The sequence below is a fragment of the Gelidibacter gilvus genome (assembly GCF_004115975.1).
Classification (GTDB): domain Bacteria; phylum Bacteroidota; class Bacteroidia; order Flavobacteriales; family Flavobacteriaceae; genus Gelidibacter; species Gelidibacter gilvus.
Genome location: NZ_SDDZ01000004.1, coordinates 324,998 through 338,892 on the forward strand (window position 1 = coordinate 324,998; position 13,895 = coordinate 338,892).

Sequence of the window (13,895 nt, forward strand, 5' to 3'; positions counted from 1 at the left end):
GGTCTAAATCTAATTTAAACCAAGGCTTTCTCTCAATTTGAAATCGTCATTGGTAGTCTTGTTCCAATAGTCGGACTTTATCGATTTTAATTGAGTTGCTTTGGTGGTCAGTGCTTTGGCGTTATCACCATAACCGCTGATAAAAGATTCTTCCCAAGAGGTTATGTTAAAAGGAAATTGTGGATTGAAATTAATGCTGAGACTTCTGTTCAAATCTGGATAGGTGATCTTGTAAGTGCCGGATAACAATTCTGCGGAAGCGGCATAGGCTTTAAAAGGAACATGTCTTAATCGTAAAAACTCAAAAGACGGGATAATTTCCAAATCGCCAATTGGCAAACTTTCTGGATTGATGCGCAATTGTGTCCATAATTCACTTTCGAGAATGGTTTTCCCCAGATTGAAATTTTCATCAGCTTCACCTTCAAAATAGGAGTGTGAGGTCACTTCAAACTCTGAGCGGTTATTGAGCTGGGTATACACATGACCACACCATTCTTGTACTGAGCATGATATCTTTAAAGCATGTTGATTGTTGGCCAAGGGATAAAAAACACTTTGCATAATGCTATACGGATAGATGCCAGTATAAAAGTTTTTTGTGGCATTTAATTTTAGGACGGGAATGTTTGTGGACGACGATAGATCAGCTTTAACCTGTTCGTCCTTTAAAAACGGTTCGGTAACAAAAACCAATACAGCACTGCCTTCTCTGATTTCGCCATAGCGCGCTTGTTCTAAAGTGTACGACGTAATTTCGGCGGCATTGGCAAACCAATAGGCTTTAAATTCCTCTGATAAAGGTTGGGAATTTTTCAGGGTTTCTTCTGTAGAAATTGAGGAAACGTCATTTGTTTTTTGATTGTCTTGGGTCTCTTTTTTACATGATGACATCATCAGAAAAATAACAGCAGCAAAAATGAATGAGTGGGATAATTTCATAGGAAATCGTTTTGACTAAAAATACAATGCTAAATGATTTTAACCATGTCATTTAACGTTTCATAAACAAGATGTGTTGGCAGGCCCATCACATTAAAATAGGAACCTTCTATTTTAATGACTCCAATTTGCCCAATCCATTCTTGGATGCCATAAGCACCAGCTTTATCAAAGGGTTTACAAGTACTGATATAATAGTTGATTTCTTCATCAGAAAAGTGTTTAAAAGTCACTTTTGTAACTGCATTTACAGTTTTTTCGAAGGTGGTCGTGGTGAAACAAACCGAGGTAATGACCTCATGCGTGGCATTACTCAATGATTTTATAATCTCAAAAGCTTCTGCGGCGTCTTTTGGTTTGCCTAAAGCTTTATTCTTGAGCCAAACAATCGTATCACTGGTGATAAGGATATCGTTGGGCTTTAGCTCTTCTTTAAAGGGTAATGCTTTTAGCTGGGCCAGATAATCACTGATTTCAAAATGGGTCAATCGCTGTGGATATTCTTCATGGACAGGTTTTAAACGGATTTCAAATTCCAAACCCAGATCCTTAAAAAATTGTTGTCGCCTTGGTGACGCCGAGGCTAAGATGATGTTATGATGTTTTAGTTTTTCGTTGAGCATTTTTGTATAGTGTTCAGTTTTCCCGCCTTCGCAAAAGCTACGGACGGGCAGGCAGTCTTCGGTTGGCAGTCTTCAGTTTTTCAATGCCTAAATCGTGTTGACCAGTTATACTTTGAACTTCCAGCTTTGAACTTACTTCTTCCATCTTCTGCGCCTCCGCATCTCTGCGAGAGAGTAATTCCGCCGCGAGAGTTTACTTCAACACAATAGGGTAAAGCAGTAAGGAGAGTATCCCAAAAAACATGACTAATTTAAGCATATTGCTGATATGATGGTAGTGTTTTTTTGATTTTGCGTGGAATGTTTTTAGAGCAATATAAATTAATGGCACAATAATCAATACCAAGAAATAGCCGATAAACCATTCATATTTATAAAGATAGGTAGATACATAATATATCGAACCAAATAGGGGTAAAAGAGATACGGCAAACGCTACTTTTGAAGCTCTATCACGCCCAATGACAATTGGCAAGGTGTTCATTCCCGATTTATAATCGCCATCAACATCTTCAAGGTCCTTGATGATTTCGCGAACAAAATTAATCAGAAATGCAAATAAGGCATAGTCAAAAAGGATTTTAAAGAAAGTCAATTGAGTAGCTTGATTTTGCTCTGTAATTGAAGGCATCAATTCAAAGACACCTACAATTAGAATACTCAAGCCTACCAATACTGAAATGACGATGTTTCCTATTAAAAGCATTTGTTTTAGATAAGATGCATAGACATAAAGCAATGCCGAAATGATGACGAAAATGGCAAAAAATCCACTTCTGCCGACCAAGTGTGACAGGTAGAATCCGATGAGAACGCCAATCACATTAAAAATAATGAATAGGGTATAGGCAGTTTTTTCAGAAATCTTTTTACCAATGATGACTTTGGATGGGCGATTGACCATATCTGTTTCAACATCATAAATATCATTGATGATATTTCCTGCAGCCGCAATACACAGCGTGGATACTACTAAAAGTCCAAATCCGAAACCATTGAGCATAATGGTCAATTCTGTGGTTTCTAAAAAAGGTTGAAACAAGGCGTATTTAATGAGTAATTGCACAAAAGCAATCATCAATAAATTTTTCCAGCGGATTAAATTTAGAATATTCAATTGTTTGGTTGAGTTAGTTCAGAGTTCAGAGTTCAGAGTTCAAGAGTTTCAAGTTTCAAGTTTTTCACCTCATTTTTTTTTAGTTTTTTCCCGCAGATTTTCGCAGACTTTGAGGTTATATGTTTGGAGACTGAGTTGCTTTACTAATCCCGAATCCCTCATATTTATTGCCGTTCAGATCTAAGTCTTCCAACTTCAATTTCCAAGCTTCACGCTTCATGCTTCCCGCTTCCCGCTTCCTCTTCATCAATCGTAATTCGCGTTAAAATTACCATTCCATTTACCTTGGACTTTTAAAACCTGTTCAATCACATCTCTTACGCATCCTTTTCCGCCATTTTTATGTGAAATGTATTTTGAAATGGCCTTAATCTCTGGTACGGCATCTTGCGGACAGGTGGGCATTCCAACGAGTTTCATCACAGGATAATCAGGAATATCGTCGCCCATATACAGCACATGTTCATGTTTGATGTTGTTTTTGCCCATATACTCGTTCAACTGCTCAATTTTATTGTGGGAACCTAAATAAATATCGGTGATTCCTAGTGCATTTAAACGGTGACGGACCCCTTCATTGCTGCCTCCAGAAATGATGCACAGATGGTAACCAGCTTCTAAGGCGGTTTTCATCGCAAATCCATCTTTGGTATGCATGGTTCGCAACATGTCGCCAGTAGTGGTCAATAAAATAGTGCCATCGGTCAATACACCATCGACATCAAAAACAAAGGTGGTGATGTGTTCAAGGTATTCTTTATAACTTTTTTCTTCCATTTATTTTATTTTTTTTTCGCTCGGACCGTTGCGGCTGTTGAAACGCCATGTGTTTTTTGGATACTTGCGGTCAGGAGCTCATAAATAGCTTTATGCTGCTCGTTTTTCAACAATTCTAAATGTTTTGCAATGGTTTTTTTATCGTTGCGTTTTGCCGGTCCTGTTTGCGCATTATAAGGCGATAATTCTTGGACTTTTTTTGCGGTTTCCATAATTAAAGGTTTTAGAATATCAAATTCCACACCTTGGTCCTCGGTAATTTCATGCGCCACACGATAGAGTTGATTCGTGAAATTATTGACAAATACCGCAGCTAAATGTAATGATTTACGCTGATTGGTATTCACTTTATGGCTTTTACTGCCTATGGCTTTTGAAAGCGTTTTTAAAATTTTAAGATCAGATTTATCTATGGTCTCAATGCAGATGGGAACGTTTGCAAAATCTAAAGCCGCACTTTTACTAAAGGTTTGTAAAGGATAAAACACCCCACGGCGATTTTTTTTGTCGAGATCGTGAATGTTAACAGTGCCAGAAGTGTGGACGACCAATCGGTTTTCAAACGGCAATTTTGTTGATAAATTGGCCACAGCATCATCACTTACCGCAATGATATAAAGATCGGCTTCTTTTAATTGCGCTAAATCGTCCGTAATGTCAACTCTGTTTTTGTAAGATTGAAGACTGTCAATATTCCTGTTAAACCATTGGTTCACAGTGACAGTATCTGCATTATCAAAAGCGTTGAATAAATGTGTTGCGACATTGCCTGCCCCAAGAATAACCACTGAAATCATGCTGCTAAATTAATGAAGAATTAAGAATTAAAAATTAAGAATCAGAGTTTTTTGAATTTCCCCGTGAATCGAGTCGGCATATCAATAGCTTAAGTGTTATAATTGAGCGTTTTATTCCCACTAATGGGTTTTAATACCCCGAGGTTCTTGATTTAAATAAACACCTTTCGGTCAATAATGGACAAAGCCTCTGATTTTTCTAGTTTTTTAATGGCCCTGATTACAGTTTCTACCCGTAATCCGGTTAAGTCTGAAATTTGTTGTCGTGTTAATTGAACTTCAAAGCTACTGTCACTTTTCGTACTTCCTTTAAGATGGTGCAATAGGGTCAGAATGCGATGCTCTGGCGGATAAATGGAGACTTCACGAGCTATTTTGGCTTTATAGATCATGCGTTTACAAATCAATTTCGTGAATTTTAAATGGATCTCGGGATGTGTTTTTAGAAGCGTGAAAAATGAAGCTTTCGGAAGCACATAGATTTCAGAGTCGTCAAGGGCCAATGCCGTGGCAGGATATTTGAAAGCTCCAAATAATGGAGGCTCTCCAAAGGAATCGCCGTTTTCAAAAAATCCTTGGACAAATTCCTTTCCTTCTTCGGTCATATTGAACATTTTGACATGTCCTTTTTTGATCTGAAAATAGAAATCGGCCCGTTCACCTTCGTTGAAAATGGTTCGATCTTTAGAATAGTTCTTTAAACTACCGCCAAAAGAGTGAATAATATCTTCGGGAATCATGATCTTATGATTTGAATCATAAAAGTACGAATAAACGTTTAGGAACTTTGTAAGAACACTAAAAATAAGAATTATGACACTCTATAACAAAGGACTTGAAGATTTTAAAGAACATTTGACCTTATATGTTCCGCTGACCATCATTTTCCAAAGTTGCTTGGGTTCTATTGCAGCGATGTTTATTCTTAAAAACAGTATGCATACCTTTCATTTCTTGGATTTGATATTAGTTGTTAGCTTTGCAATGGCTTATAATGGATCTCTGTATGCGCAGATGAAGCCAAAAGTCATTTACAATTTATTGATCGCAACAATTTTAGTGCATTCTACGTTCCTCATCATTAATCTGGTACGTTTGGCTTAATTTATAATGGAAAAAAAAGATATTCAGAATAGGGACGATGTATTTCTACTCGTGTCAGAATTTTATAAAAAAGTTAGAAAAGATGAAGTTTTAGGGCCTTTTTTTAATCGCGTCATCACCGATTGGGATGCTCATATTGAGCGTTTGACCACATTTTGGGAAACCAGTTTGTTCATGACCCGGAAACTGGAAAACCGATATTATGGAAATCCTCTACAAGTCCATATAGACGTTGATAAGGAAAATGACAATACCATTACAGAACTGCATTTTGGTCTTTGGATTAACTTGTGGTTTGCAACCCTTAATGAACTTTTCGAAGGTGAATATGCCGAAAACGCCAAAAACCGTGCGCGTAAAATGGGATCGTTCATGTATTTGAATATTTTTCAGGCGCGTCAAGGTTAGGGTAGAGTCCAAAGTTTGGAGTTCAGAGTTCAAAATTTAGGTTCAAAGTTTAAAACTCTGCTGTCTATTTGAGATTTTAAAATCACCCGAATTTTAATTTGTAATAAGTGCATCTACAGTGTTTTACGTTCTGGATACTCACCTCTGATTTGCCGCTATATCACTATTTGTTTTTTATAAAAGTCTCGCATTTGGTGCTATAATGTGCGTGACTTACATGCTTATACTGTCGGTAACTACCATCTGTAATCCCTGTCTTTAATGCAAGCATTGTCTTTTGGAGTTATTATTTAGAGGTCTACAAAGCCTTTTTTGAAATCGTTTCTCCGAAACTTTAGCGCATCTTAAATATCTGAAATTTAACATTCAATATGCCTTCAAACATCAACTAAAAAGGCTAAATTTGCACTGCTTAAATGAACACGCAAAAATTAGTATTTCTACCATGCAAAAAAGACTCGCTAATATTCTTTTCTCCACCCGTTTAACTGCCATTTTATTTGTTGTATTTGCCTTAGCTATGGCAATTGGAACATTTTTGGATGCCAATCAAGAAACTTCACCTACACCTTATACACGACATTTGATTTACAATGCTTGGTGGTTTGAAGCCATTATGGGCTTTTTTATGATCAACTTTTTTGGTAATATGTTTCGTTACCGATTGTTGAGAAAAGAAAAATGGGCCACTTTGATGCTGCATTTATCATTTGTTTTGATAATTTTTGGAGCCTTCATCACCAGATATATCGGATTTGAAGGGATGATGCATATCCGTGAAGGCGCCTCTGAAAAACAATTTTTATCCCAAAAAACATACGTCACTGCCTATATAGACGGCGATTATATGGTAAATGGCGTCGCACAACGTAAAATAATTGAACGTGAGGTTGATTTCTCCTACCGTTTGAACAATAAATTCAATGTAGAAACTGACTATAATGAAGTTCCAATCACCTTAGAACTTGAAAAATATATCAAAGGCGCAGAAACTGATATCATTCCTGACGAATCTGAAGAGTCTTATCTTAAATTGGTAGAGGCCGGAGGAGATGGACAGCCCCACAATCATTTCTTAAAAGTTGGAGAGGTTCAAAATCTGCATAATGTTTTAATAGCGTTAGACAAACCAACGCCTGGTGCCATCAATATTACCTCAACGCCTGACGGCTTGACCATCGAGTCGCCTTATGAAGGAACGTATATGACCATGGCTACTCGAGATACCGGTACGGTTGTAAAAGATAGTGTGCAGCCCTTGGTATTGCGTTCACGATACCTTATTGGAAATATGTCCATGGTATTTCCGAAACCCGTTGTAAAAGGCGTTTTTGATGTGGTGAAAAAATCCGAAATGTTAGCTGGAGATGAAGATGGCGTGGTGTTGAAAGTAACTGTTGATGGCGAAACAAAGCGCGTGAACTTATTGGGTGGTCCGTATAAAAACAATCCTTTTGAACAGGTGAAATTTGGCAATCTGGAAATTGCACTTAAGTATGGTTCCAAATTGATGGAGCTGCCATTTGAAGTAAAACTTAACGAATTTATCGCCCAGAAATACCCAGGAACTGAGAAAAGTTATTCGTCTTATGAAAGTAAGGTCACTGTTCTGGATAAAGAACAAGGCGATTATGATTACCATATCTATATGAATAATATTTTAGATCATAGAGGCTATCGCTTTTTCCAAGCGAGTTTTGATCCTGATGAAAAAGGAACCATTCTCTCCGTTAACCATGATTTTTGGGGAACTTGGGTCACTTATATTGGCTATTTCTTATTGTATATCGGGCTTATGGCCATCTGGTTTGACAAGAACACACGTTTTGCCGATTTGAATCGTATGCTAGAAAAAGTTAAAAAACAAAAACGAAAACTCGTCACGATTTTAATGATAGGGTGCTCCACTCTAGGTTTTTCTCAAGCACACTCTCCAAATGATGGGCATGATCATGATAGCGGCAGACCTACAAAAGCACAGATTGATTCGGTTCTTAAGGCAAATATCACGCCTAAAGAACATGCAGATAAATTTGGACATATCGTCGTTCAGGATTATAGTGGACGAATGATGCCGATGGATACATACGCCTCTGAAGTATTGCGTAAACTGAGCAAACATGATACTTATGAAGGGTTTGATGCCAATCAAGTTATGTTGTCTATTCAGGAAAGTCCGTTATTGTGGTATAATGTGCCAGTTATTTATCTGGCTGCAAAAAAGGCAGATACCATCAGAAAGATCATTGGGGTTCCAATGGATCAAAAATACGTAGCGTTTATCGATTTTTTTACAGAAAACGGTACCTACAAACTAAAACCTTATCTTGAAAGTGCCTACAGAGCGGCAATACCTAACGGATCTCAAAAGGAATTTAAAGAAGCAGATCAACGTGTTAATTTAATGCATAATGCATTAGAGGGACGCGCCATGAAAATCTTTCCTGTTCCAGAGGACGACAATAACAAATGGATTTCTTCAAAGGAATTTAGAGATGAAGGGTATCGTGAGAAAATAAGCGATTCGCTTTTAGCAAATTTCATAAACAATGGTTTTAGTGCCTATTTGTTGACACTCAACAATGCGAAACAGGATGGTGATTTTTCAAGAGCTGATGCTGTGTTGAATGGAATTAAAAAAACCCAGGAGAAATATGGAAGTGAAGTCATGTTATCTGATGATAAGATAAAAACCGAAATCGCCTATAACAAATATGATATTTTTAAAAACCTGTTCAGTTGGTACATGTATGCGGGAACGCTCATGTTCATCCTCTTAATTATCCAGATTTTCAACGGGAAGAATAAATTTGTCAATATCAGCGTTAAAGGATTCGGATTCTTACTTTTAGGATTATTTATAGTCCACACCATCGGATTAGGTGTGCGTTGGTACCTTTCAGGGCATGCGCCGTGGAGTGATGCTTACGAATCGATGATTTATGTGGCGTGGGCCACCATGTTCTTCGGATTGGCTTTCGGGCGAAAATCTGATTTGACCATTGCAGCAACAGCGTTTGTGACCGCCATTATTTTGATGGTTGCCCATTGGAATTGGATGGATCCTGCTATTTCTACCTTAGAACCTGTTTTGGACAGTTATTGGTTGATGATTCACGTTGCAGTAATTGTTATGAGTTATGGGCCATTTACGCTTGGAATGATCTTGGGAGCAGTTTCTCTAATCTTGATGATTTTTACCAACGAAAAGAACAAACATAAGATGTTGCTCAACATCAAGGAACTCACCATCATCAACGAAATGGCGCTGACCACAGGTTTGGTGCTATTGACCATCGGAAACTTTTTAGGTGGGATGTGGGCCAATGAAAGTTGGGGACGTTATTGGGGTTGGGATCCAAAAGAAACCTGGGCTTTAATTAGTATTATGGTCTATGCCTTTGTCATCCACATGAGATTGGTTCCAGGTCTTCGCGGACGTTTTGGATTTAACTTGGCTTCGATTATTGCTTTTGCAAGTATTATGATGACCTATTTTGGAGTGAACTTCTATCTTTCAGGACTTCACGCGTATGCTAGTGGCGATCAAATTGTCAGTTTGAAGTTTATTGCCATAACCGTAGGTGTTGTAGCTATATTAGCGTTTTTTGCTTACCGAAAATATGTCGTTTATTATAAGAAATAAGAATTAACACAGTTCAGATATTATACCAGCCATAAACATTTTGTTTGTGGCTGTTGTACTTTATATTAAAAACAAAAACTTTAAAAGAGATGGGATTTTTAAAACAATTTAAAGAATTTGCCGTAAAAGGAAATATGATGGATATGGCCATCGGAATCATTATTGGCGCTTCATTTAATAAGGTTATTGATGTCCTGGTGAAAAAAGTATTAATGCCACCTTTATCTTTGATGACTGATGGTTTAAAGTTTCAGGACAAGCGTTTCGTTTTAAGAGAAAAATTAATGGATCCCGCTGGTGAGTTGATTTCTGATGAAGTAGCCATCGGTTATGGAGCCCTTTTTGAAGCTTTTATGGATTTTTTGATCATAGGATTTACCGTCTTTTTGGTCGTTAAATTCATGAACAGTCTGAAAAATAAAGCTCATGATGTCAAAGATAAAACCATAAAAACACCAAAGGACATTGAATTGCTTTCGCAGCTCACAGAGTTGATGCAAGAGCAGAATGAACTTTTGAAAAAGGATAAATAACCTTCAGAAAAATTATTAGTCGATAGAATAATACTGAGTTATTTGAAAAATGCGACTTTTCTTTTGAAGCGTTGCTAAACTAAAACTCAGCGCAATTTAACCCAGTTAAACCTCATTATTTTTCTGCAAGAACAGAATTGAAATGCGCGGAAATGGTTTCATAGCCAATGTCTTTAAAATCGCTTACTACCAAATCGGCAAGTGAAAAATCTTGATTAGAATCCAAATCGTCATATCCAACACAAAATATACCGGCATCTTTGGCGGCTTTGATACCGTTTGTTGAATCTTCTATCACCATACATTCGTCACGTTCAAAACCAGCAGCTACTGCAGCATTCTCGAAGATTTCAGGATGTGGTTTGGATGCTTTTAAATCGGCACCACTTAATTTGGCTACGAAATAATCGTTCAAATGGAAACGCTCAAAAATATTATTGATGTTTTCCATTGATGCAGAGGACGCTAGAACCAAGGTTAATCCGTTAGTATAATAATCTTTAATAACATCTAGAACGCCAGGTAAAAGGTCTAATTCATTATCGTTTTCAAACAAATATTTGAAGTGATGTCGTTTAATATCTACTAAAGTTTCGACGCCCAATGGTAATTTAAAATGATTGATCAGCATTTCACAAATTGCCCGAGTGGATTGTCCTGTAAAAGTCGAATAAAGATCATTTGGAACGTCAATATTGACGTCATCGAACATAAGGGAATAAGATTTTTGATGTAAAGGTTCAGTGTTTACAATAACACCGTCCATATCAAATAATACGGCTTTAAGCATTTGGAGAGTAATTTATTAATAGCGTCACGAATATAAGTGAAATGACTTAGAATGCCTAAAATACAGTTTTTAAGTTTGGATATTTTTTAAGTTAAGCAATTTTTGATGTGCTTATGTGTTGTCTGTGAGTACTTTTTGGAACAAAAACTTGCGGTGTACTTCATCGGAGAGACTTCGAAAACGAGATTTAAACTTAAAAAATGCACTCCCATAATCCGTCGATGTATAACCAATTATTCGTAATTTTAAACCTTATTAAATTTTAGAACTCATGTCAAAATCAAAATACGGATTAAATACCATTTGCACGCACGTTGGCGAAATCAAGGACGAACAGTTTAAAGGCGCCGTTTCGCCAATTTATCTCTCTACGTCCTATCAGTTTGATGACGTCGATGTGAAACGTTATCCACGGTATTTCAACACACCAAACCAGGAATACTTATCTAAAAAAATAGCTGCATTGGAGCACGCTGAAGCAGGTATGATTTTTGGAAGTGGTATGGCTGCTGTAAGCACAGTGTTTTTGGCGTTTTTAAAGCAAGGCGATCATATTGTGGTTCAAAATACCTTGTATGGCGGAACTAGTAATTTTATCCGGGAAGAGTTTCCAAAATACGGCATCGAATTTACGTTTACGGATGGGTACGAGGTTTCTGATTTTGAAGCAGCCATCCGTCCGAACACAAAACTTATTCATATTGAAACGCCCTCCAATCCGTTGTTGACCATTACAGATATTAAGGGTGTAGCCGATTTGGCGAAATCAAAAAACATCATCACGACTATAGATAACACTTTTGCAAGTCCGGTAAATCAAACGCCAATCGATTTTGGAATCGATATTATCATCCATTCCGCTACAAAATATCTGGGAGGACATTCTGATATTTTGGCAGGTGCGGTTGCTTGTAATAGTGCACATATGCATACAATTTTTAATGTTGCCAAGAACTTAGGTGGTAGTTTGAGTGATATGACCGTATGGCTATTGGAACGCAGTATGAAAACCTTGGCCTTACGTGTCAAGGCTCAAAATAAGAATGCAAAAAAAATGGCACAATTTCTATCTGACCATGACGATGTCAAACAAGTTTTTTATCCGGGTCTTAAAACCCATCCGCAATATGCTTTGGCTAAATCGCAAATGAAAGGTTTTGGAGGGATGCTTTCTTTTGAATTGGTTGATGGCTTGGATGCCATGGCATTTCAAAAGGAATTGAAGTTGATCAAATCGTCCATGAGTTTGGCAGGTGTGGAAAGCACAATGTTGTCACCTCATAAAACTTCACATGCTTTAATGACACAGGAAGAACGTGATAAAATTGGAGTGAGCGATAATTTGATAAGATTTTCAGTTGGAATAGAATCAAGAAAAGATTTGATTGCTGATATTGAGCAGGCCATTGAAGCCGTAAAAAATTCAAAACTTCAGGTTCAGAATGAGTAGAACTGGCAATCTGAATTAATTTAAACCTTAAAAACCTAATAAATTGCATAAAAATTCACTTCATAATAAAAAATATGATTTTGATCTGCTTATAAAAAACCATGACGCTTTAAAGCCTTATGTCTTTGTTAATGATTATCAAACCCAAACCATTGATTTCTCAAATCCTGATGCTGTAAAGGCTTTGAATACCGCATTATTGTTTACCCATTACAATGTGAAATTCTGGGAGTTTCCTGACGAAAATTTGTGTCCGCCAATACCAAGTCGTGCAGATTATATGCACCATTTGGCTGATTTATTAAGACGAAGCCAGTTAGAAACTGATATCAAAGTATTGGACGTTGGTGTAGGTGCGAGCTGTATATACCCTTTACTCGGGAATGCTATTTATAACTGGAGTTTTGTAGGAACTGATATTGATGAAAAATCCCTTCAGATTGCCCAAAAGATTATTGACAAAAACAATCTTGGGAATTCCATTGAATTGCGCCATCAAAAGGATTATCAGCATATTTTAAAAGGAATCCTAAAACCATCAGATAAATTTACAGCTTCTGTGTGCAATCCGCCATTTTTTAAAAGTCAGGCAGATGCTCTCGAAGCCACAAAAACCAAATTAAAAGGGTTGGGCAAGGAAAACGATAAGGTGGTTAGAAACTTTAGTGGAACGCCAAAAGAGTTGTGTTATGCCGGTGGAGAGAAAGCTTTTTTACACAATTACTTGTATGAGAGTTCTCAATACCCAAAACAATGTTTTTGGTTTACAAGTTTGGTATCAAATGTGAGTCATGTGCGATCAATGGAAGCTTCTTTGAAAAAATTGGGCGCGACAGAGTTTCAGGTTTTGGATATGATCCAAGGCAATAAAGTTAGTAGAGTAGTGGCTTGGTCATTTTTGACCAAAGCGGAACAGAACGATTGGATAAAAAATTAAACAGATGAAATTAGATATATTGGCTATTGGCGCACATCCGGACGACATTGAATTGGGCTGTGGTGCCACCATTGCAAAAGAAGTTCATAACGGCAAAAAGGTTGGTATAATTGACCTTACACGTGGTGAATTGGGAACTCGTGGTACTGCGGAAACCAGAAAGTCAGAAGCCGAAGATGGTGCGCGAATCTTAGGGGTTGTGGTACGAGAAAATATGGGTTTCGCGGATGGTTTTTTCATAAATGATAAAGCACATCAATTGGAACTTATCCGAATGATCCGGAAATACCAACCTGAAATAGTCTTGTGTAATGCTATCAGCGATCGGCATATTGACCATGGAAAGGGAAGTCAATTAGCGAGTGATGCTTGTTTTTTGAGTGGCTTGACCAAAATTGAAACGGAATGGGACGGAAAAGCACAACAGCAATGGCGACCAAAATTTGTTTACCATTATATTCAATGGAATACTATTGAGCCAGATATTGTGGTTGATGTGTCAGGATTTATGGATAAAAAAATGGAAGCAGTTGCAGCTTATAAAACGCAATTCTTTGATCCTGAAAGTAAAGCGCCCCAAACGCCAATCAGTAGCAAAAACTTTACAGATAGTATTGACTACAGAGCCAGGGATTTAGGTCGATTGATAGGAACAGAGCACGCTGAAGGTTTTACAGTGGAGCGTTATGCCGCAGTAAAAAGTTTATTCGATTTAGTGTAATTTTTTTACCAAAAGGCTTTGTAAACATTAGTAAATAAATTACATTTGCA

Annotated in this window: 14 protein-coding genes; 7 read left to right on the forward strand and 7 right to left on the reverse strand. The window is 37.3% G+C overall.

All coding sequences use genetic code 11. From position 1 onward, the window contains the following. Nucleotides 1-9: 9 nt before the first annotated feature. The 6 genes from ESZ48_RS09780 to ESZ48_RS09805 form a co-directional block, all read right to left on the reverse strand. Complete coding sequence (locus ESZ48_RS09780) at nucleotides 10-942, reverse strand: septum formation inhibitor Maf (protein WP_129017229.1); 933 nt, start codon at nucleotides 940-942, stop codon at nucleotides 10-12. Nucleotides 943-971: 29 nt separating this feature from the next. Then, the gene (locus ESZ48_RS09785) at nucleotides 972-1,565 is read right to left on the reverse strand and encodes a Maf-like protein (RefSeq protein ID WP_129017230.1); all 594 of its coding nucleotides are present in this window, start codon (nucleotides 1,563-1,565) and stop codon (nucleotides 972-974) included. A gap of 193 nt (nucleotides 1,566-1,758) precedes the next feature. Then, on the reverse strand, nucleotides 1,759-2,682 hold the full coding sequence (locus ESZ48_RS09790) for a geranylgeranylglycerol-phosphate geranylgeranyltransferase (protein WP_129017231.1): 924 nt from the start codon (nucleotides 2,680-2,682) through the stop codon (nucleotides 1,759-1,761). A gap of 246 nt (nucleotides 2,683-2,928) precedes the next feature. Further along, on the reverse strand, nucleotides 2,929-3,459 hold the full coding sequence (locus ESZ48_RS09795) for a KdsC family phosphatase (protein WP_129017232.1): 531 nt from the start codon (nucleotides 3,457-3,459) through the stop codon (nucleotides 2,929-2,931). 5 nt (nucleotides 3,460-3,464) lie between these two features. Then, a complete protein-coding gene (locus tag ESZ48_RS09800) occupies nucleotides 3,465-4,256 on the reverse strand; it encodes a Rossmann-like and DUF2520 domain-containing protein (protein ID WP_129017233.1) in 792 nt (263 codons plus the stop codon). A 152-nt stretch (nucleotides 4,257-4,408) separates the two neighbouring features. Beyond that, on the reverse strand, nucleotides 4,409-4,996 hold the full coding sequence (locus ESZ48_RS09805; RefSeq protein ID WP_129017234.1) for a Crp/Fnr family transcriptional regulator: 588 nt from the start codon (nucleotides 4,994-4,996) through the stop codon (nucleotides 4,409-4,411). Nucleotides 4,997-5,069: 73 nt separating this feature from the next. Between ESZ48_RS09805 and ESZ48_RS09810 the strand changes: the two genes are divergently transcribed. The 4 genes from ESZ48_RS09810 to mscL all read left to right on the forward strand — a co-directional run bounded on the left by ESZ48_RS09810 (nucleotide 5,070) and on the right by mscL (nucleotide 9,947). After that, nucleotides 5,070-5,360: a hypothetical protein gene (locus tag ESZ48_RS09810; RefSeq protein ID WP_129017235.1), complete on the forward strand. Its 291-nt coding sequence runs from the start codon at nucleotides 5,070-5,072 to the stop codon at nucleotides 5,358-5,360. A gap of 6 nt (nucleotides 5,361-5,366) precedes the next feature. After that, nucleotides 5,367-5,768 (forward strand): group III truncated hemoglobin, encoded by a 402-nt coding sequence (locus tag ESZ48_RS09815; RefSeq protein ID WP_129017236.1) that lies wholly within the window; start codon nucleotides 5,367-5,369, stop codon nucleotides 5,766-5,768. 445 nt (nucleotides 5,769-6,213) lie between these two features. Next, the gene (ccsA, locus tag ESZ48_RS09820) at nucleotides 6,214-9,414 is read left to right on the forward strand and encodes a cytochrome c biogenesis protein CcsA (RefSeq protein ID WP_129017237.1); all 3,201 of its coding nucleotides are present in this window, start codon (nucleotides 6,214-6,216) and stop codon (nucleotides 9,412-9,414) included. A gap of 89 nt (nucleotides 9,415-9,503) precedes the next feature. Next, nucleotides 9,504-9,947, forward strand: coding sequence for a large conductance mechanosensitive channel protein MscL (gene mscL / locus ESZ48_RS09825; RefSeq protein ID WP_129017238.1), 444 nt, complete (start codon nucleotides 9,504-9,506; stop codon nucleotides 9,945-9,947). 115 nt (nucleotides 9,948-10,062) lie between these two features. On the opposite strand, the gene ESZ48_RS09830 is transcribed toward mscL, so the two are convergent. Continuing rightward, entirely contained in the window at nucleotides 10,063-10,737 is a 675-nt protein-coding gene (locus tag ESZ48_RS09830; protein ID WP_129017239.1) for an HAD family hydrolase, read from the reverse strand. 271 nt (nucleotides 10,738-11,008) lie between these two features. On the opposite strand from ESZ48_RS09830, the gene ESZ48_RS09835 reads away from it, so the two are divergent. From ESZ48_RS09835 to bshB1, 3 genes are read left to right on the forward strand one after another with little or no spacing between them, the layout of a single operon-like run. Beyond that, nucleotides 11,009-12,187, forward strand: a complete 1,179-nt coding sequence (locus ESZ48_RS09835) for a trans-sulfuration enzyme family protein (RefSeq protein WP_129017240.1) — start codon at nucleotides 11,009-11,011, stop codon at nucleotides 12,185-12,187. Nucleotides 12,188-12,230: 43 nt separating this feature from the next. Next, the gene (rlmF, locus tag ESZ48_RS09840; protein WP_129017241.1) at nucleotides 12,231-13,124 is read left to right on the forward strand and encodes a 23S rRNA (adenine(1618)-N(6))-methyltransferase RlmF; all 894 of its coding nucleotides are present in this window, start codon (nucleotides 12,231-12,233) and stop codon (nucleotides 13,122-13,124) included. Between the two features lie 4 nt (nucleotides 13,125-13,128). Continuing rightward, nucleotides 13,129-13,845 (forward strand): bacillithiol biosynthesis deacetylase BshB1, encoded by a 717-nt coding sequence (bshB1, locus tag ESZ48_RS09845; protein ID WP_129017242.1) that lies wholly within the window; start codon nucleotides 13,129-13,131, stop codon nucleotides 13,843-13,845. Nucleotides 13,846-13,895: the final 50 nt, after the last annotated feature.

Coding starts and splice junctions, on each gene's coding strand:
- mscL (WP_129017238.1), top strand. CDS start 9,504: ATGGGATTTTTAAAACAATTTAAAGAATTTGCCGTAAAAGGAAATATG.
- ESZ48_RS09795 (WP_129017232.1), bottom strand. CDS start 3,459: ATGGAAGAAAAAAGTTATAAAGAATACCTTGAACACATCACCACCTTT.
- bshB1 (WP_129017242.1), top strand. CDS start 13,129: ATGAAATTAGATATATTGGCTATTGGCGCACATCCGGACGACATTGAA.
- ESZ48_RS09805 (WP_129017234.1), bottom strand. CDS start 4,996: ATGATTCCCGAAGATATTATTCACTCTTTTGGCGGTAGTTTAAAGAAC.
- ccsA (WP_129017237.1), top strand. CDS start 6,214: ATGCAAAAAAGACTCGCTAATATTCTTTTCTCCACCCGTTTAACTGCC.
- ESZ48_RS09835 (WP_129017240.1), top strand. CDS start 11,009: ATGTCAAAATCAAAATACGGATTAAATACCATTTGCACGCACGTTGGC.
- ESZ48_RS09830 (WP_129017239.1), bottom strand. CDS start 10,737: ATGCTTAAAGCCGTATTATTTGATATGGACGGTGTTATTGTAAACACT.
- ESZ48_RS09815 (WP_129017236.1), top strand. CDS start 5,367: ATGGAAAAAAAAGATATTCAGAATAGGGACGATGTATTTCTACTCGTG.
- ESZ48_RS09785 (WP_129017230.1), bottom strand. CDS start 1,565: ATGCTCAACGAAAAACTAAAACATCATAACATCATCTTAGCCTCGGCG.
- ESZ48_RS09810 (WP_129017235.1), top strand. CDS start 5,070: ATGACACTCTATAACAAAGGACTTGAAGATTTTAAAGAACATTTGACC.
- ESZ48_RS09800 (WP_129017233.1), bottom strand. CDS start 4,256: ATGATTTCAGTGGTTATTCTTGGGGCAGGCAATGTCGCAACACATTTA.
- ESZ48_RS09780 (WP_129017229.1), bottom strand. CDS start 942: ATGAAATTATCCCACTCATTCATTTTTGCTGCTGTTATTTTTCTGATG.